The 16985-nt window shown below is 33.4% G+C and carries 19 protein-coding genes and 3 pseudogenes; 6 read left to right on the top strand and 16 right to left on the bottom strand.

Annotation, left to right across the window (positions count from 1 at the left end):
• Positions 1-493: 493 nt before the first annotated feature.
• Positions 494-799: pseudogene (locus tag RV14_RS08685) on the top strand (replication initiation protein); the annotation flags it as partial.
• A gap of 319 nt (positions 800-1118) precedes the next feature.
• On the opposite strand, the gene RV14_RS08675 reads toward RV14_RS08685, so the two are convergent.
• On the bottom strand, positions 1119-1538 hold the full coding sequence (locus tag RV14_RS08675; protein WP_143139754.1) for a hypothetical protein: 420 nt from the start codon (positions 1536-1538) through the stop codon (positions 1119-1121).
• Between the two features lie 303 nt (positions 1539-1841).
• Here RV14_RS08675 and RV14_RS13050 point away from each other — a divergent pair.
• The 3 genes and pseudogenes from RV14_RS13050 to RV14_RS08660 form a co-directional block, all read left to right on the top strand.
• A pseudogene (locus RV14_RS13050) lies at positions 1842-2051 on the top strand (Tn3 family transposase); the annotation flags it as partial.
• Between the two features lie 531 nt (positions 2052-2582).
• Positions 2583-2891 (top strand): hypothetical protein, encoded by a 309-nt coding sequence (locus tag RV14_RS08665; RefSeq protein WP_245785488.1) that lies wholly within the window; start codon positions 2583-2585, stop codon positions 2889-2891.
• 9 nt (positions 2892-2900) lie between these two features.
• The gene (locus RV14_RS08660; protein WP_071855869.1) at positions 2901-3527 is read left to right on the top strand and encodes an ABC transporter ATP-binding protein; all 627 of its coding nucleotides are present in this window, start codon (positions 2901-2903) and stop codon (positions 3525-3527) included.
• A gap of 184 nt (positions 3528-3711) precedes the next feature.
• Here the strand turns inward: RV14_RS08660 and RV14_RS12105 are convergent.
• The 6 genes and pseudogenes from RV14_RS12105 to RV14_RS08635 form a co-directional block, all read right to left on the bottom strand.
• Positions 3712-3974, bottom strand: a pseudogene (locus RV14_RS12105) (HAD family hydrolase); the annotation flags it as partial.
• Between the two features lies 1 nt (position 3975).
• A partial coding sequence (locus RV14_RS12720; protein WP_245785487.1) for an HAD family hydrolase occupies positions 3976-4294 on the bottom strand: 319 nt, incomplete at its 3' end.
• Positions 4295-4537: 243 nt separating this feature from the next.
• A complete protein-coding gene (locus RV14_RS08650) occupies positions 4538-5059 on the bottom strand; it encodes a GNAT family N-acetyltransferase (protein ID WP_071855868.1) in 522 nt (173 codons plus the stop codon).
• Positions 5052-5525 (bottom strand): tRNA (adenosine(37)-N6)-threonylcarbamoyltransferase complex ATPase subunit type 1 TsaE, encoded by a 474-nt coding sequence (gene tsaE / locus RV14_RS08645; protein ID WP_071855867.1) that lies wholly within the window; start codon positions 5523-5525, stop codon positions 5052-5054. The genes RV14_RS08650 and tsaE overlap by 8 nt, the downstream gene beginning before the upstream one ends.
• A 131-nt stretch (positions 5526-5656) precedes the next feature.
• The gene (gene pta, locus RV14_RS08640; protein ID WP_071855866.1) at positions 5657-6637 is read right to left on the bottom strand and encodes a phosphate acetyltransferase; all 981 of its coding nucleotides are present in this window, start codon (positions 6635-6637) and stop codon (positions 5657-5659) included.
• A gap of 151 nt (positions 6638-6788) precedes the next feature.
• Positions 6789-7472: a uracil-DNA glycosylase gene (locus RV14_RS08635; RefSeq protein WP_071855865.1), complete on the bottom strand. Its 684-nt coding sequence runs from the start codon at positions 7470-7472 to the stop codon at positions 6789-6791.
• Between the two features lie 124 nt (positions 7473-7596).
• On the opposite strand from RV14_RS08635, the gene RV14_RS08630 reads away from it, so the two are divergent.
• On the top strand, positions 7597-8466 hold the full coding sequence (locus tag RV14_RS08630) for a Cof-type HAD-IIB family hydrolase (protein WP_071855864.1): 870 nt from the start codon (positions 7597-7599) through the stop codon (positions 8464-8466).
• Positions 8467-8488: 22 nt separating this feature from the next.
• On the top strand, positions 8489-9004 hold the full coding sequence (locus RV14_RS08625; RefSeq protein WP_071855863.1) for an LURP-one-related/scramblase family protein: 516 nt from the start codon (positions 8489-8491) through the stop codon (positions 9002-9004).
• 161 nt (positions 9005-9165) lie between these two features.
• On the opposite strand, the gene RV14_RS08620 is transcribed toward RV14_RS08625, so the two are convergent.
• From RV14_RS08620 to RV14_RS08580, 9 genes are all read right to left on the bottom strand, one after another.
• Positions 9166-9729 (bottom strand): GNAT family N-acetyltransferase, encoded by a 564-nt coding sequence (locus RV14_RS08620; protein ID WP_071855862.1) that lies wholly within the window; start codon positions 9727-9729, stop codon positions 9166-9168.
• Positions 9730-9781: 52 nt separating this feature from the next.
• Positions 9782-9961 (bottom strand): hypothetical protein, encoded by a 180-nt coding sequence (locus tag RV14_RS08615; protein ID WP_071855861.1) that lies wholly within the window; start codon positions 9959-9961, stop codon positions 9782-9784.
• Positions 9962-10038: 77 nt separating this feature from the next.
• Entirely contained in the window at positions 10039-10563 is a 525-nt protein-coding gene (locus tag RV14_RS08610; protein WP_084650345.1) for a hypothetical protein, read from the bottom strand.
• Between the two features lie 89 nt (positions 10564-10652).
• Entirely contained in the window at positions 10653-11033 is a 381-nt protein-coding gene (gloA2, locus tag RV14_RS08605) for an SMU1112c/YaeR family gloxylase I-like metalloprotein (RefSeq protein WP_071855860.1), read from the bottom strand.
• Positions 11034-11284: 251 nt separating this feature from the next.
• Entirely contained in the window at positions 11285-11929 is a 645-nt protein-coding gene (gene pcp, locus RV14_RS08600; protein ID WP_071855859.1) for a pyroglutamyl-peptidase I, read from the bottom strand.
• Positions 11930-12259: 330 nt separating this feature from the next.
• Entirely contained in the window at positions 12260-13174 is a 915-nt protein-coding gene (locus RV14_RS08595; RefSeq protein ID WP_071855858.1) for a WxLIP family cell surface protein, read from the bottom strand.
• A gap of 179 nt (positions 13175-13353) precedes the next feature.
• Positions 13354-13911: a WxL domain-containing protein gene (locus RV14_RS08590; protein ID WP_071855857.1), complete on the bottom strand. Its 558-nt coding sequence runs from the start codon at positions 13909-13911 to the stop codon at positions 13354-13356.
• Positions 13898-14230 (bottom strand): LPXTG cell wall anchor domain-containing protein, encoded by a 333-nt coding sequence (locus RV14_RS08585; RefSeq protein WP_071855856.1) that lies wholly within the window; start codon positions 14228-14230, stop codon positions 13898-13900. The genes RV14_RS08590 and RV14_RS08585 overlap by 14 nt, the downstream gene beginning before the upstream one ends.
• Before the next feature lies 1 nt (position 14231).
• Entirely contained in the window at positions 14232-16367 is a 2136-nt protein-coding gene (locus RV14_RS08580; protein WP_071855855.1) for a hypothetical protein, read from the bottom strand.
• Positions 16368-16985 lie beyond the last annotated feature (618 nt).

Genomic DNA, 16985 nt, shown 5'->3' with positions numbered 1-16985 from the left:
TAGTTTAGTCATAGGTATATAAAAAACTACCAAAAATTAGGTAGTTTTTGCTATTTAAAAAGAAAAATGACAAATCGGACAAGTTTTATCTTCACTTCCATGAAGAAACCTTATAGGTAATAATTCTTTCATTGCCAGATTTTTTTCTGGAGAAAATTTCCTATAATCAGAAAAATACTTTTCAATAAGTTTTCTCAAATCTGAACAAAGATACATATAAAACAAATTTGTAAATCCACTAACAGAGACTATTCTTTCTATACTAAAATTAATAAATTGAGAGAGACAGATTGCGATATACGCTCCCTAACTCTCATCATATATTTTTATTTTAAATCCTTGAGGATCATAATAGCTAACGACAGTTTTTACAGCTTCAATAATACCTCCGTTACCTATTAACTCATTTTCATATTTTTGGGAATATCCTGTACTTCCAGGGAAATTCACTAAACAAATATTATTGAAATTATGATAGAAATCAAAGATTAATTTATTGGTTGATACTACAAAACTAAAAAGTCGTTACTCCATATTACTTTATAAGCTCATGCGGGAAGCAGATAAGGATCATGGTAAAAAAATTGCTATCTTACAAGGAACACCCGAGCAATCCAAAGATTGGTTAAACACTCCAGAAAACTATGACTATAAACGTTTAAAAGGTAATGTTCTGAAAAAAGCAGTCGAGGGAATCAACCTAAAAATTAACGATATGGACTTAGAAATATTACAAGCTCGTCGTGGGCAAAAAGTCGTTCAAGTAGAAATCCATAATAATTGGACGTTCCCACATTGAACTATCATGCCTAAAATCACGAGTATTCTCGGGTTTTTGATAAAAAGCACACTAGCCGAAAGTGGTTAGCGTGCTTTTGGACTCTTTATTCTTAGATAGGCATCGACAATGGTAATACACGCCTGAAATATAACATACACAGGAAGTAAAAAAAGGAGAATCATTTGAAGAAAGGACTGATCAGAAAAAAAATAAAAATAAAGTGCAATAGGTCCTAAAAATATATCAATACAATTTAACCATTTAACAAGTTTGGTTAATTTACTAGTGTTTTCCTTGTATCTACTCATTCGTTCTTGCCTTTTGGTTAATAAAGTTTTCATTGGTTAACATATCCTCTGTATTTCCAACTACGTAAAAAATATGTTCTCCCATGTTTTATAGAACCCATTTTTATTGTATTAGCAATCGCACCAGCTCCTGCTTTAGCAGCTCCCCAATAACTTCCCAAATATAATTGAATAATCACATTGAACAATTGAGCGCCTGTATATGAAGCACGCAAACCCACAATAGTCGCTTTAGACAAATATAAATCTACATTTTTGTTTCTTGCTTTTCCATGCCAAACAATCTTAGTAACCCCATCAGCTCTTGAACAAGCAGCGTTCAACAATTCTTGTGGTACTTCTAACCCTTGATCTAGCATAAAATCAACTAATTGTTGATCTGTCATTGTTACAGTAGTTGTGTTCGTAGCTGAATTATACGTAGTAGTATAGTCCTCTATGGAAGGCATTGAACTTACGGAAGAGTTAACGGTAGATTGTTCATTAGCAAATACTGTAACACTAGGAATAACAGCGAAGCCTATGGTCAAGATTGATATAGATATTAATAACGTCTTGAATAAAGCTTTTTTCATAACATTTACCTCCTAAAAAGAAATATTATTTAATCGCATTGTTATTTTAACAACATAAGAAATCGCTATCAATAAGTAATATAAAAATTCTTTTCTATAATGTTCGTTATTTTTAAAAGGGCGATTATGAAGTCAAATTCAACGGTTTTTAGGTGACAAAATGCGCTGTTCCGTGCCTATTCAAATCACCAATATGTTCGATTGGATACACTGTCAGCAACAAATAAAAAAATTATTTCTGCATACAAAAAACTTCCTACTTCTCTTGTATGGGGAAATAATCAAATGGCTTCTCGTTATACCACACCACAACGTTCCCTATATTCTAGAAGTAATCCAAAACATTTTGGCCGTGGTTATGGAATCACATTTTATAACTTTCACTCCTTTTTCAAGAAGTTAGCCACCATCTTTTCACTTTTCTACTTCATTATTGTAACATATCTAAAATATACACTCCATATGATCCAAAACTTGAACTCTTTGAGATTGTCATAGTGAAAATACATATTCCTCTCCTGTAATACACGTTATAGTTTATAAATAATTATAACCCTGTCACTTTTCTTTTTAAATGGCAATATTTTTCATATATAAATGACAATCATCCATTTTCTCTTTATCTGACGAAAATTTTTCTCGTATAGTTCTTTACACAATTTGAATAACACAATGAAGAAGTCTATTGGAAAGAAATAGAGCTTTTTTTTCATTAGAAATAAATTCCTATTAAGTAATGTATAGATTTAGGTATTTATCAGCATAAATTTCATTAGGCGTTTTTTTTTTTTTGACTAATTTACTTTTAAATGATCATATATTACCTGCTTTTACTTCCGATTTTTTTGAAGATCTTGAAAAAAAGCAGAAGTAAAAGAGATTATTCATTACATCGTTTTTAATCGTTATCAATTTCTAATGGAAAATAAAGAGATTGTCTTAATTTTCTTGTCCGAAATACTAATAAACGAAGAGTTACAACAAGATTTTTTCTCATATATTGATTCAAATAATAAGAATAATTGGACAAGAGATCATTCCCTTTTTTCGAAAATAGATGAAAAAATCACGGTAACGAGCTTGTTCTCAGCGATTGCCAGTCAAATTCTTATGTTGTTTGTTCAATGTCTGATTTTTAATAAAAAAATGACTGAACAGCAACAAAATCAACGTTTAGAAGAGATTGTAGACTTAATTTACAATGGAGTTAAAAATAGAAAGGAATAAAAATAATGTATCTTGCAATACCCTACCAATTTTGAATTAAAGGAAGGAGAGTTTACTGCTATTGTTGGTCCTTCAGGATCAGGAAAAACAACTTTCTTGACGACACTAGGAAACTTGCAAACACCAACTAGTGGCCAAATCATTATAAAAAATAAAGAAACAACACAAATGAATGAAAAAGAAAAAACAGCTTTGCGCTTTAAAGAATTTGGCTTTATCTTACAAGCATCAAATTTGATCCCATTTTTGAATGTTCAAGAACAGTTAGATCTAATTGATCGTTTAGACAAGTCAAAAGCAAAAAAAATGAATCGTGAAGAACTATTAGATCTGTTAGACCTAAACAAGGTGTTACAATCTTATCCGAAAGACTTATCCGGTGGGGAGCGACAAAGAGCAGCAATTGCACGCGCATTATATAATAACCCAAGTATCATATTAGCTGATGAACCCACAGCTAGCCTTGATACAGAACGCGCACATCAAGTTGTTGATCTACTTGCACGAATTGCTCACGAGTATAATCGTGGTGTGGTTATGATCACTCATGACCTGCGTTTGCTAGATAAAGTCGACCAAGTTTACACCATGCAAGATGGAAAATTGTCACGTGGAAATGCTTTAGAAAATAATTGATAATAACGTATGTATGACATTCACATGAAAGTAAAATCACATCAAATAATGCGTTGATAAGATAAAAAACTCCCTAACTACTATATAGGGAGTTTTTATTTGTATATAAGTGTCACTTTTCTTTTTATGTGGCATAAACTTTCATTTTTAAATGGCAAAAAACAAAGAGCGTGAAACCCTGTCCTTATCTCACGCTCGGAAAATCAATAATTATATCTACGTTTTGAAATTTTTCTATATTTTTGGCTCCCCATTTAGCTAAACCAAAAGTTATTCCACAAGCTTTCGCACTTTGCATGTCATATAATGAATCCCCAATATAAATGGTTTCTTCTTTTTTTATACCCAATTCATCAATTGCCTTTTGTATAAGATCCGGAAAAAGTTTATGCAACTTAGTGTCTGAATCTGTAATTTGTATATCAAAATATTGGTTTAAATTAAATTNTTTTGGCTCCCCATTTAGCTAAACCAAAAGTTATTCCACAAGCTTTCGCACTTTGCATGTCATATAATGAATCCCCAATATAAATGGTTTCTTCTTTTTTTATACCCAATTCATCAATTGCCTTTTGTATAAGATCCGGAAAAAGTTTATGCAACTTAGTGTCTGAATCTGTAATTTGTATATCAAAATATTGGTTTAAATTAAATTGATCAAATTCATTTTTCATTTCTTCTTTTGTTTTAGATGTAACAACTCCTAATTGAATCCCCTTTGCGTGCAACGTCTGTAATGTTTCTTTTATACACGGAAAAACTTGCACATTATCTTGCTAATAAGAGGACATTTTCACCTCACTTTGATAAGAGATTATCCTCTTCTTCCTCATTATTTTCAAACTTTTTAATGGTTTCTCTTCCTAGAATCCCTAAAATGTAATGTAATTCTTGAATTGGGAGATCCTTCTCTAATTCTTCATGCAAGTTTTTTTGTAGAGAATGTGTCATAACTATTCTGTATCAATAATCGTTCCATAAAAATCAAATAACATCGTTTTAATAACACTTTAAAGAAGAAGGCTCATTTTATAAACATCTAAAAATTCACCCGTATCTTTTCTAGCACCTCGTTTCATCGTCGCTTCAATCTGAAACCCCATTTTTTGATAGAGGCGAATGGCTCGTTTGTTTCGAGTCTGAACATCTAACTCTAATCGAAAAAGAACGCCATTTTCCTTAACCCAACATAAGACTTCCTCTAACATCATCGTTCCTAATCCCATTCCCCAGTATTCCTTTAAAATGCTAATTCCTATTTCTCCGATATGAGCGATTCGGTATTGATCCTTTGCTTTAACGGAAACAAGACCAATTATTTTTTTATCTGTAATCGCAACAAGTAAAAGATTATTGATACTTTCTTGTAAATAACTGATTTCTATTGCTAAAACTTCTGAAGTTAATTCTAGACCTTTCTCATCCAAAACTAAAAAATCAGTTTCCTCATCAATTTGCTGCATTAATCTCAATAATTCGCTAGCATCTTCTGGTTTAGCTTCTCGAATAGTTAAAGCTACTTCTTCACTCATTTATTTGCCCCCAATGCTTCATCACGCGTTGTTTAAAATCTGCACTTTGTTGCCCGTGGGAATGTAATTTCACATACCTTTTAGTTGTATCTTTCTCACTTTTTTCTAAAATCAGTTCCAAATAATCTTCCGGTAAATCATCTCCTAATAAAGTCCCCCATTCAATGACTGATAATCCCTCACCTTCAAAGTATTCTTCTAATCCAAGATCTGCCCCGCTTTCAGCTACACGATAAATATCCATATGATAAAGTGGCAATCTACCTTGAGGATATTCACGAATAATCGTATATGTAGGACTTTTAATCATTTGTTCAATCCCCAAGCCTAGAGCAATTCCTTTAGTCAACGTTGTTTTTCCAGCACCCAAATCGCCAGTTAGCACTAAATTATCTCCAGAAATTGCTACTTCTCCTATCACTTTTGCCAACTCTTCTGTCTGATTTAAACCATTTAATTCAATCATCGGACTACTTACTCCTTGTCGTCTTTTTTGCCAGTATATCGCGTTAAGAACAATTTTTAAAGTCAAAAAAGATTCACAACAAATGCTGTGAATCTTTTTTCCAATAAATAAAGGATCACTTGCCAGTTAAATTAGTCTAATAAAGTCTGAGCAGCAGTAATGATCGCTAGTTTATAGACGTCTTCTTCATTTGCTCCACGAGATAAATCAGAAACTGGTTTATTCAATCCTTGTAAAATCGGACCAATCGCTTCAAAATTACCAAAACGTTGCGCAATTTTATAACCAATATTTCCGGATTGTAATTCTGGAAAAATAAATACAGTTGCTTGACCCGCCACCTCAGAATGAGGTGCTTTTAATTGGGCCACTGAAGGAACATAAGAAGCATCAAATTGCAATTCGCCATCAATCATATATTGTGGTGCTAATTTTTTGGCAATTTTAGTGGCTTCTACTACCTTGTCTACTTCTGATGCCGAAGCAGACCCCTTGGTTGAAAAACTCATTAAAGCAACTTTAGGATCGATATCGAATAATTCAGCTGTTTTTGCTGATTCAACAGCGATTTCTGCCAATTCTTGAGCATTCGGGTTTACATTGATGGCACAATCTGAAAACACATATTTTTCTTGATCCCGTCCTCGAACCATGATCATAGCTCCACTTGTTCGGCTAACACCCGGTTTGGTTTTAATAATTTGCAATGCAGGGCGAACCGTATCACCCGTTGAATGAATGGCTCCAGAGACCATGCCATCAGCAATTCCCATGTAAGTCAACATTGTACCAAAGTAATTGACATCTTTTAGAATACTTTCTGCTTGTTCCTTGGATGCCTTTCCATTTCTGCGTTCAACAAAAGCGGCAACCATTTCATCCCATTTATCGTAATGATTTGGATCAATAATTGTAAAACTTGAAGTTGTGATGCCTCGAGCATTAGCAGCAGCTGTAATTTCTTCTTCACTTCCGAGCAATATTGGTTCCACTAATTCTTCTGCTTTTAAGCGAGCCGCAGCTCCTAAAATTCTTGCATCTGTTGCTTCAGGAAAAACAATTTTAATCCCACGACGTACAATTTTGAATCTTAAACTATCAAACAATTCCACAAGATAACCTCCAGATATTTTTTATGTATTCATCATACACTATCCTTAAAAAAAAGAACAGTTTATTTTATCTGTATTAGTCAAAAAAAAACAATAAAAATGAAGAATTTTACATATAACACTGTCTGATGTATCACAGGAAACCGTTGTCTTAACCTACTGTTTCAGGAAGTTGCCAATTAATAGGTGTCTCTCCTAATGCTATGAGCGCATCGTTGGTTTTTGAAAACGGTCTTGAACCTAAAAATCCTCGATGAGCAGATAACGGACTAGGATGCGAAGAAGTCAAAATAATATGTCGTCTTTTATCAATCATTTTTATTTTCTCCTGTGCCGGTTTTCCCCACAAAATGAAAACGATCGGTTTTTGTCTTTCATTTAATTTTTCAATAATTTTATCTGTCAATTTTTCCCAGCCTTTTCCTTGATGGGAATAAGCTTGTCCTTCACGAACCGTCAATACGGTATTCAATAATAAGACGCCTTGCTTTGCCCAATTAACCAAATAGCCATGGTTAACCGGCTTAATCCCTAAATCATTTTGTAACTCTTTATAAATATTACTTAAAGATGGAGGGATTTTTACACCCGGTTGAACAGAAAATGACAATCCATGTGCTTGGTTCACTCCATGATAAGGATCTTGACCTAAAATCACAACTTTTACATTTTCATAAGGAGTTAATTCTAATGCTTCGTAAATATGATACATATCTGGATGAATTTTCTGAACTGCGTATTCTTTTTTTAAGAAATTTCTTAGGCTTTGATAATATTCCTTTTCAAACTCATCTGCTAAAATATCTTGCCAACTATTATGAATAATTTTTTTCAATTCTTCCACCTCCATCAATCAGAATAACGCACAAATTCTTTCTTAACAAGTAGCAATCTTCCCACGCAACGACACACGAATATGGTAAACTAATAAGAAGAAAAAGAAAGGAACGATTATACGCATGATCAAATTAATTGCATCAGACATGGACGGCACTTTATTAGACGCACATATGAGTATTTCATCAGAAAATGCTAAAGCCATCCGATTGGCAAATGAAGCAGGGATTGAATTTATGGTAGCGACTGGTCGCAATTACCAAGAAGCCCGCGCCGCTTTAGATGAAGTTGGGATTAACTGCGCAATGATTACGTTAAACGGGGCACAAGTTTTTGACAAAACAGGAAACTCCTTATTTACAGTTCCGATCCCAACCATTCAAATAATGACAATATTAGACATTCTTGATGAAAACAATATTTATTATGAAGTATCCACCAATCAAGGTCTTTATTCTGAAAGTCAAGCTAAAAGAATTGAAAGCTTTGCCTCAATGATTGGCGACCATCTCCCCCATTTAACTTACAAAATGGCAATTGCTATGGCTTCTGCCAATCTTGAGTTATTGCATATCAATTATGTCGAAAACATTCGGGAACTGCTGCAAGACAAAACATTAGAGGTATTAAAAGTCATCTGCTTCCACATTGAAGGCCCTCGTATATTAGGTCCCGTCAGTAAAGCAATCAGCCAGCTCGGTAATTTAGCAGTTACTTCTTCTGGACAAAACAACATTGAAGTCAATCATAAAAATGCCCAAAAAGGAATTGCCATGGCACAAATTGCTCATGATCGAGGAATTTCCTTAGAAAATGTCATGGCAATTGGTGACAATTTTAATGACATCAGTATGCTGCAAGCAGCTGGAGTTAGTTTTGCTATGGGAAATGCTGAAATTGAAATAAAAGAGCATGCCAAATATATCACGGATACAAATCTTGAATCCGGAGTAGGTAAAGCAATTTTACGCGCCATTTCTGAAGACTTGTAATTTTTTGAAAAGAGGGGTAAAGATGTCAGAATTTTTCATTCAAGAAAAACATCTGAGCCGTGCCACACGGACGGTTATTAAAAATGAATCTGGAAAATCAATCTTCTTGATGGTTGGACGCTGGGGAACAAAAGGTGATGTTCTATCTCTTTATGCGATGAATGGAAATCTTATTGCACACATTAAGCAAACGAGTTTTACTTTTGGCGCCCGTTTTGAACTGTATAAACATTTTAAAAAAGTGGGAACGATGCAAAAAATTTTTAATTGGCCTGGTGATTTTTACTATATCCGTCATCTTCACTGGACAGTTCAAGGCGACATTTACAACCATAAATATCAAATTCATCATTTTAATGAACGAATCATGAAAATGGATCAAGCAACGCTTTTCACTGGCGATTATTATGTACTTGATATTCCTCTAGAAGAAAATGCACCCATCTGCATTTGTATCGCCGCTGTATTAGATTACTGGCTGTATCGCAAAAATACCAATAAAAAAGCCCCCTTTTCCTATCGGCTAGACACAAATTAGTAGAACACCACAACTTTAATATTAAATAATAGAAAATACATAAGGCGCTTTTATTTTCCATAAAAGCGCCTTGTGTATTTTAGCCAAACCTGTCTACAAATAGCTTTTAAACCACCTCTTGCATCCCGATTAAGTTCATCAAACTTTATTATTAAGCTACCTTAAATCTTTTTTTGCATGTGATCATAAAAATGTCCACTAATCTTTCGTTTTCCAACAACTTTGAAGCCATGACTTTCATACAATTTTTTAGCTTTAGGATTTTGTTCATCTACACTCAAACCAATCACAGTTCTTCCGGATTTTTCTGCCAGTTTTGGCAAGGAAGAAAGTAACTGAGAACCAATTCCTCGACCTCTAAATTCTTCAGAAACCGATATAGAATCTAAATACCATTCTTGCGGAAATGTTTCTTGATCCACAAATAATTGCTCACTTTCCGCTATGCCATATTTTTTTAAAATAGTCGCCAAAGATTGATCAATTGTTGGCTCTTCTTCATCTGTATAACCAAATGCTACTCCTGCTATTTTATCATCCCATTCTGCTACAATCCCTCTTGTATAGCTGTAGCGATAATCAGGATCAGTTATTGCTTCTTCTAAAATTTTAAGCGTTTTTTCTTTCCCATATTTTTGTAAAAATGGTAACTCCATATCACTTAAAATAACTAATATAAGCGGAGCAATTGCACGAGCATCTTCTTTTTTTGCAAAACGAATCATTTCATTCTCTCCTTTTTTTCATTTTAACATTGAAAAATAAAGATCGAAAGCGTTATTTTAAATAATCTTCAATTTTTTGTGTAATAAAATAACCATGTGAAATGATTCGTGCAGCCTCTGCACGACAATATGGACAAACAATTGGCATTTCTTTATCTGAATGCTCCACCACATTATTTACTTCTTCATAAGTAAATTTTTTCCCACAGTTGGGACATTTCATTTTTTCCATAGCAATCGACTTCCTTTCTATTTTACACATTTAGCTTACTCTTATATTTAAAAAAAGAAAAATGATAGCCATTCATTTTAGGCACGAATCAGTAAACTGTACTCTTGGTTCTTTTGGAATAACGTGATCTCATAATACAGTTTGCTATTTTTCATTAATAAAATCCAGCTTTTTATGATAGTATTTTTTCGACCATACTTTTTTATAGCCTCTTTCATTGCTGTTTGTGGAGATTTGATGCTATTTACCTTCTCAATATCAAAAGAGGAATTCTTTTGATGATTAGTTGGTTGATGCAAATGAGCGGTGATTTTACCTGTCGTTGGATTAATTGCCACTGATTGATCAGAACCTACAAATACATACTCAAAATTATTATTTGTCGATTGTTGAGCATTTTCTTGAAGAATAAATTGAACCATTTGAACTTTTGATTGATGTGTTTCCTTTTTAAAAAGCATGGCGGCTTTTGTTATCGGAATTTGATATTCTTGCTCACTAATATCATCGTAACGAAAAGCAGCATTTAACAATCCTAAAGAAGCAGTAATCCCGATAAATACTAGAATCACTGAGCCAACAACAATTTTTTTCATTTTCATCGGTGTCTCCTTTTCTTTTTTTCTAGCATAGCAAGTTTTTTTTAAATAAAAAATCGAATGCAAGAAAGAAAAAGTGACAATTTTGTTACTTATTCATGTAATTCTAAAGGTAACCCATCTGGATCAAAGAAAAAAGTCATTTTTTCCCCAGTAAAAGTATCAATTCTGATTGGTTCTGTTTCGATTCCTTTTAAACGAAGTTCATCAATCACAGGCTCAATTTTTTCGACTTTAAACGCAAGATGCCTTAATCCACATGCTTCAGGATAGTTTAACCGATTAGGCGCATGAGCAATACCAAAAATTTCCAATTCTATTTGTCCTAATCTTAAGTCTAATTTATAGTCTTCTCTTTCTTTACGGTAGTTTTCACGAATGATTTCAAATCCCAATTTATCAACATAAAATTCCCGTGACTTTTGATAATCAGACACAATAATGGCAACATGATGAATGACGGATAAATCCATGTATTTGCTCCTTTTCTTTTTATTCAGTAGTATTTTACCATTTTATTTCCTCGTGTGAATTTTTATCTATAAAAACTTATTTTTTCTTTTTAGTCCTTTCTAACTTTTTCTCACTCGTGTTTTTTCCTTTCAAAAACCATAATTACGTAAAAAATACTTCCAAAAAATTGTTCTTCTGTACAATCTTTTGGAAGTAGTCGATTTTATCATCTCGTCTGATAATCTTTGTGGCATTGATTTTTAGAAAAAAATTAATGAGTAGTTCCAGCATTACCAGAGATGTCCCGCTTATTCATTACAGCAGCTTCTATCGCATACGTTAAAGAAGCTGCAATATCTGCTAATGACATAGACGGCGTACCCACGGGGCGATCAATTACTTGATCAGGCGAAAAAGGAACATGAATAAATCCACCGCGAATCGTTGGAAACTGTGTTTTAATCAAGTGAAGCAAGCGATACATAATATCATTACAAACAAATGTACCAGCTGTATAAGAAATATATGCCGGTAGCCCATGATCACGGACATTTTTTGTCATGGCTTTAATTGGCAATGATGTAAAATAAGCTGCTGGACCATCTGCTTCTAATGCTGTATCAAAAGGCTGGTTTCCTTCATTATCTTCAATTCTAGCTTCGGCTAAATTGATTGCTATACGCTCAAAGGAAACAGCAGAACGTCCGCCAGCTTGTCCTACACAGATCACGATTTCAGGACGATACGCTTGAATCGCTTCCTTCACTACTTGACTGCTTTTTTCAAACACAGTCGGCACTTCTAATTTAACTATTTCAGCTCCAGCTATTGTATCAGGCATTTGCTTGACAGCCTCATAAGCAGGATTTACTTTGTCTCCGCCAAACGGATCAAATCCTGTTACTAGTACTTTCATTTTTCATTCCTCCATGTTTTTTCATCTAAATAAATGAAGTCATTGCTGTGACGGACTGCTTTTTAATGGATTGATAAGTTTAGAATTCATCAAGCATTCTTTCACAAATTATGTCCTTATCATACCATCTTAATCATGAAGCGTAAATAAAGGAATGTTTTCTTCCTTTAACACAACTCATTCCTCTACTCTTTTTCATTCATTTTATAACACGCTTATTGACTCGTTCACACTAATTCTTTGTTTTTTTCGAATTCCTTTTTTTATAAAGAATTCCACCAAGTAAAACAACGGCAAGTAAGAAAAGCCCTATCAAATAAAAAAGAAGATTTATTTCATTATTTTTTTTTCATCAACAGACGTCGCATTTAATTTTTTTGCTGCCTTCTCTTTAATTTCAAACTCTTTTGTAAAATGCCATTGATGTCCTGATGAATCAGCCAACTCTATTGAATAAACATAACTTCCCGATTCAAATTGTTCTTGCCATTGCGTTATTAAGTGAAATTTAGAATTTGGAGCAAACGACAATCGTTCTTTATTTTGTTCAATAATTGGCTGTTTTTCTCCTTTTTTTGTAATGCGTATAACTGCTTTTACTTTAGAAATAACTGTCGGCGTCACGTTACGAAGCTCCATTTGAATATGATTGCGTAAATTGATTTGTGTAACAGTTATTTCACCTGCTTTGACTTCAGGCACCACTTTATTTTCTGTTTCTGTTAATTGAATGGCGATCGTTCGGGTGAAAATATTATGGATTCCTTCGTTGTCGTTTGCTGTTATGATTGGCTCCACAGTAATGCCTCCAAGTAAAACTCCCTCAAACGGTTCGCTCGGCGTATTCAAATCAAAGATAATTTCTTTTTCACTATTTGCCGCAATCTCAACTTGTGATTCTTTTAGACTCAAACAGTCTTTTAAAGAAATTTTCATTGAAGAATCCTTCTCAAAATCTTCAAGTGAATAATCAATAATTCCATTTTGATTTGTCGTAGCAGTGTTGATTGAAATTTTATATTTCTGAGCAGTAGCAGTATGATTCGTCACGTTTATTTGTAAATGCTGCTTTTGATTGGGGACGACTTTTAAATCAAAAAAACTTGAATCTTTACTTTTTTGATTTTCCGGCAAAACTGGTGTGACAGAAAAATAATTATTGTCTGCCCTTACCATCTGCTCAAAAGCAAAGGCACTAATCATTACGATAGTTAATACAAATATATTTTTAATAAAATGTTTCATTTATCTCTCCTCCAAAAGAAAAAAGACTGAGACCATTTAGCAGGGCCCCAGCTTCTTATTTTAACTAATGTCTTCTATGTTAGAGCATCTTGTACCATCTATTCTTTTGCTTGTCACTACATCAAACAAAAGAATTTTTTCGCTTTATCGAGTCAAAAATTAGAAAATTTCTTTAAGAATTATTCATCTGCTGTTTCAGGTCCTTCTGCTAAGTTCCAAATAATAGTTGTTGTATATGTATTTACTTTTGTATTTTTAGGAATATTAAGTGTAGCATTTAACAAAATCTCAGTTTCAAAATCAGAATTTGCAATGCGGTCATTATCAATAGATGCAATTAACTGATCCTGATTATTCAAATTACTTGTATTAGTTGCAACTGTCGCCACTTCGGTATTTGTATTAAGAGCTGGCGTTAACTTTAATCCTAATCCATTGAAATTTCCTTCACTTAGTTTTGCTTTTAAAGTCCACCCTTTACTCGTCGTGCCACGAAAATCTTCGACTGTTACTTTTGCATTCGTTCCTTCTGGTTCATGAACAACATGATCCGTTCCATCAATTTGAATGTCTGCAAACACAAGATTATCCGCACTCTTTATACTAAGTTGCCCCGGATTTACAACGACCCTTGCTTGCGTAGATTTAGAATCTGCATGTACCATTTGGTTTTGCATGACTCCTCCAATTATAATTGCTCCTAAACATACTACTCCTACTAAATTAATTTTTTTCATTTGTCTTCTCCTTTTTATTTCTATTTATGTATAAGCCAATTATTCCGACTAAAAAAATCAACATTCCTGAAGTCGAATAAACTGGTAAATTCACAGAATTTGTTTCTGGTAATTGTTTCATTTGCTTATTCTGAGATTCTTTCTTAGTATTTACCTGATTCTCTTGATTTTCTGGCTCTTGAGAACTCGCTAATTCTTCGTTGATTATTGTAACTGTCACATTACTTCTTTTTTCATCCGCCCTTATACTTGTTGACTTATAATTTATGGATAAACCAATCATGCTAAAGCAAGCAAAATAAATAAAACATTTTTTCATCTCAAGGTCCCTCCACAAGATTCCACATAATCGTTGTTGTATAGGATTTAGCAAATAAATGATTTTTTGCAGGAACTTTAAGTAAAATACCTGTATCATTTGTCCATTGTCCTGAAATTTCTACATTAATTGGTTCAGTGGCATTTTCTTGTTTTTCTTGGGCATAAATTTCAGTCATGCCATGATTTAAATACTGATCCTCAAAGCCCGAATTTCTAAAAATTAAATAGGAAGCCAATCCATCTTCCTTATTTTCAATTTGTGCCATTAAACGCCAATTCCCTTGGCTATTCGCTCCCCGACTATCTTTTACCGAAAGTCCAAGATTTCCTGAATACTTTCGTTGAATAATTTGTTCATTTCGTGATTTTGTAAACTCTTTGAAAGTTAAAGTTTCAGGCACCTTATAAGATAGCTCTCCGGGAGTAACGCTAAACGTTACTTCATACTCATATTGAACATTTTGTCCAGTTGTTAGCGTTTCTTCTACTAAAATTTTCCCTTTTTGTTCACCAGATACCGTAGTATTTGGATATTGAGAAAAACCAACGATCCGAACATCCGAATGACCGTTCAAATCTATGTACTGAGCAACATGGTCATTTAAATACTCTTCTGTTGTATAAATTGGTATAGTAGGAGAGACAACTTCTAAGTGGTTCACATGTAAAATGCGGTACCCGTTCGTTGTAATTTCATAATAAACAGTACCTTTTCCTTCGCTTTCAAACTGCTGGACTTCATCACGCATGACCCATTTATTATCTCCCCAACGACTATCTACTTGATATGCAAGAATATCTCCATAAGCGAGCTGCTTTCTTTGTTCAAGACGATTCCATTTGTCCGTTGCAGTAGCGAGTGTTTCGTTTTGCCCTCCAAGAATTAAAGAAAGATACGGATTCGTTTGACTGTCATTTAAGAGTTGGGGATTTTTAAATATCTCTACTGAAATATAAGTTCCATTTATATGATCATTTAACCAACTATTTCTAGTTTGATCATTCCCTAAAGTAGCAACAATCGCTGGTGTTGTACTTGTCAATAAGCTTAATGAAAAGCCAGTACTTGAAGGATAAGGAACATTATTAGAACCTATGGTATATCCCCAAAGAACTGATACAGGAACTAATACGTCAGTCGTTTTTGTTTGATCTGCGTTGAGTGTTACTCTTAATTTAGCTGTTTTATTCCCTATAATGTTGGTTACTAAAGGTTCAAGCAACTCAACCGTGTACTGATCTGCAGAAATCATTTGATCGCCAACTTTTACATTTTGTACAAAATCGGAAAGATTCATAGTCACTACTTCTGACCCAAGAATCGTTGTTTGTGAATTCGGTTCAGCAGTTAACTGAGTATCTTCTACTACGACAGGAAGGTTGAATAATTTACTTTGAACATAATCATCTAAACGATCAGTTACTCGGATTTGCGCCATCTGCTCACCAACCACAGAAGTATCCGGTCGTTTTATCCATTCCATAAAAAGTTGGCCACCATCCATATGTTGAGAAACAGAGACATAATGAGTAGGATCAAGTGCATCTATTGATTCATTTTTGGCTAAAACTAGTTTATCAACTGTAGTTGTCCCCACAATTTCTGGCGGTGCTTCAAAATTTAAATTCGCTGGACCATAAATAGTCGTAGCGTAGGTACTCTTTAATGATTGCGTATAATAGCCACCTAACATACTAGGCATATATTTTGTCCCAGCGTAACTTAGAAACGCCTGAATTCTTACAGCATTAAAATCATAATCAATCGGCGTATTTTTTAGTCGCTCAATAGTAACCATGTATGTAGCTGGATCGTAGTAAAACTTAAAACTTCCATCACTTGCTACGTAGGTTGTCATACTCTCTAAGGTAAGACTTCCTATATACCTCACCCCACCCCCTGCATTATATTCTGGAAAGAAAAAATTCCTAGTCACTTCATAAGACATTTTATTGCCCTTTAAATAGCCCAGAGAAGCATTTTGCGCATCTCTAACCCATCTTGCGTTGTTGCTCAAATAATTAGTAATATAGTTTTCATATATTTGGTCTGCTGCATCTTCTGCAAAGCTCACTGGGGCATGGAAAAGCATCAATAAAATGATATAGCTCACTAGCAACGTCTTTTTTTTCACTTAGTTACTCCTTTCTTTTTATCATTCGTTATAAAATTTAAAAAAAAGCAAGTCTATCCTCCTTTTTAAATATAGCAATAGACTTATTTTTTCCTAATTCTTTGTTCTAGATGAGTAAAAAAGACACTTAACTTTCCTTATTAGATCCAACATGAAGCAAGTGACAAGTACTAAAAGCATTTTTAGTAAAATGTGAGTTTAGTAACATATACAAGATATCTCTTTGTCATTTATGTAAGTAATTGTTTAGTAGACTAATATAAAATAGGGGATCACTTTTAGAAGAAAATTACCTTTTCTTTCTAATAATAACAATAAAAACCTAATATCCTTATAATTATGTTATTTAAAAATAAAGTTTTTATCGTTGAAAAAATAAGTAGAGGACAAAAAAATGCTTAAACACCAAAAGAAAAAAGATGAATACATACATATATTATTATAATAAATAAGCAGTGTCAATACAAAACAAACATAATAAACGTTATTAAAATAATCTCTCTAAAAAAGTTATGTAAACAAAACGAATAATAAATACTTTTTTGAAATAAAAAAACAAGTAGAAGTTTCACCTAACGCAGTCAAGTCTTCTACTTGTTTTTTATATAAACTTATCTA

The sequence above is a fragment of the Enterococcus ratti genome (genome assembly GCF_001886195.1).
Taxonomy (GTDB): Bacteria; Bacillota; Bacilli; order Lactobacillales; family Enterococcaceae; genus Enterococcus_B; species Enterococcus_B ratti.
Note: the sequence above shows the minus strand (reverse complement) of the source record. Positions and strands in the feature narration are given on the sequence as shown.

Bases quoted from the DNA above. Each gene is read 5' to 3' on its own strand.
- RV14_RS08675 (WP_143139754.1), bottom strand. From the start codon at position 1,538: ATGCCTTCCATAGAGGACTATACTACTACGTATAATTCAGCTACGAAC.
- RV14_RS08665 (WP_245785488.1), top strand. From the start codon at position 2,583: ATGGAAAATAAAGAGATTGTCTTAATTTTCTTGTCCGAAATACTAATA.
- RV14_RS08650 (WP_071855868.1), bottom strand. From the start codon at position 5,059: ATGAGTGAAGAAGTAGCTTTAACTATTCGAGAAGCTAAACCAGAAGAT.
- tsaE (WP_071855867.1), bottom strand. From the start codon at position 5,525: ATGATTGAATTAAATGGTTTAAATCAGACAGAAGAGTTGGCAAAAGTG.
- RV14_RS08630 (WP_071855864.1), top strand. From the start codon at position 7,597: ATGATCAAATTAATTGCATCAGACATGGACGGCACTTTATTAGACGCA.
- RV14_RS08625 (WP_071855863.1), top strand. From the start codon at position 8,489: ATGTCAGAATTTTTCATTCAAGAAAAACATCTGAGCCGTGCCACACGG.
- RV14_RS08620 (WP_071855862.1), bottom strand. From the start codon at position 9,729: ATGATTCGTTTTGCAAAAAAAGAAGATGCTCGTGCAATTGCTCCGCTT.
- RV14_RS08615 (WP_071855861.1), bottom strand. From the start codon at position 9,961: ATGGAAAAAATGAAATGTCCCAACTGTGGGAAAAAATTTACTTATGAA.
- RV14_RS08610 (WP_084650345.1), bottom strand. From the start codon at position 10,563: ATGAAAATGAAAAAAATTGTTGTTGGCTCAGTGATTCTAGTATTTATC.
- gloA2 (WP_071855860.1), bottom strand. From the start codon at position 11,033: ATGGATTTATCCGTCATTCATCATGTTGCCATTATTGTGTCTGATTAT.
- pcp (WP_071855859.1), bottom strand. From the start codon at position 11,929: ATGAAAGTACTAGTAACAGGATTTGATCCGTTTGGCGGAGACAAAGTA.
- RV14_RS08595 (WP_071855858.1), bottom strand. From the start codon at position 13,174: ATGAAACATTTTATTAAAAATATATTTGTATTAACTATCGTAATGATT.
- RV14_RS08590 (WP_071855857.1), bottom strand. From the start codon at position 13,911: ATGAAAAAAATTAATTTAGTAGGAGTAGTATGTTTAGGAGCAATTATA.
- RV14_RS08585 (WP_071855856.1), bottom strand. From the start codon at position 14,230: ATGAAAAAATGTTTTATTTATTTTGCTTGCTTTAGCATGATTGGTTTA.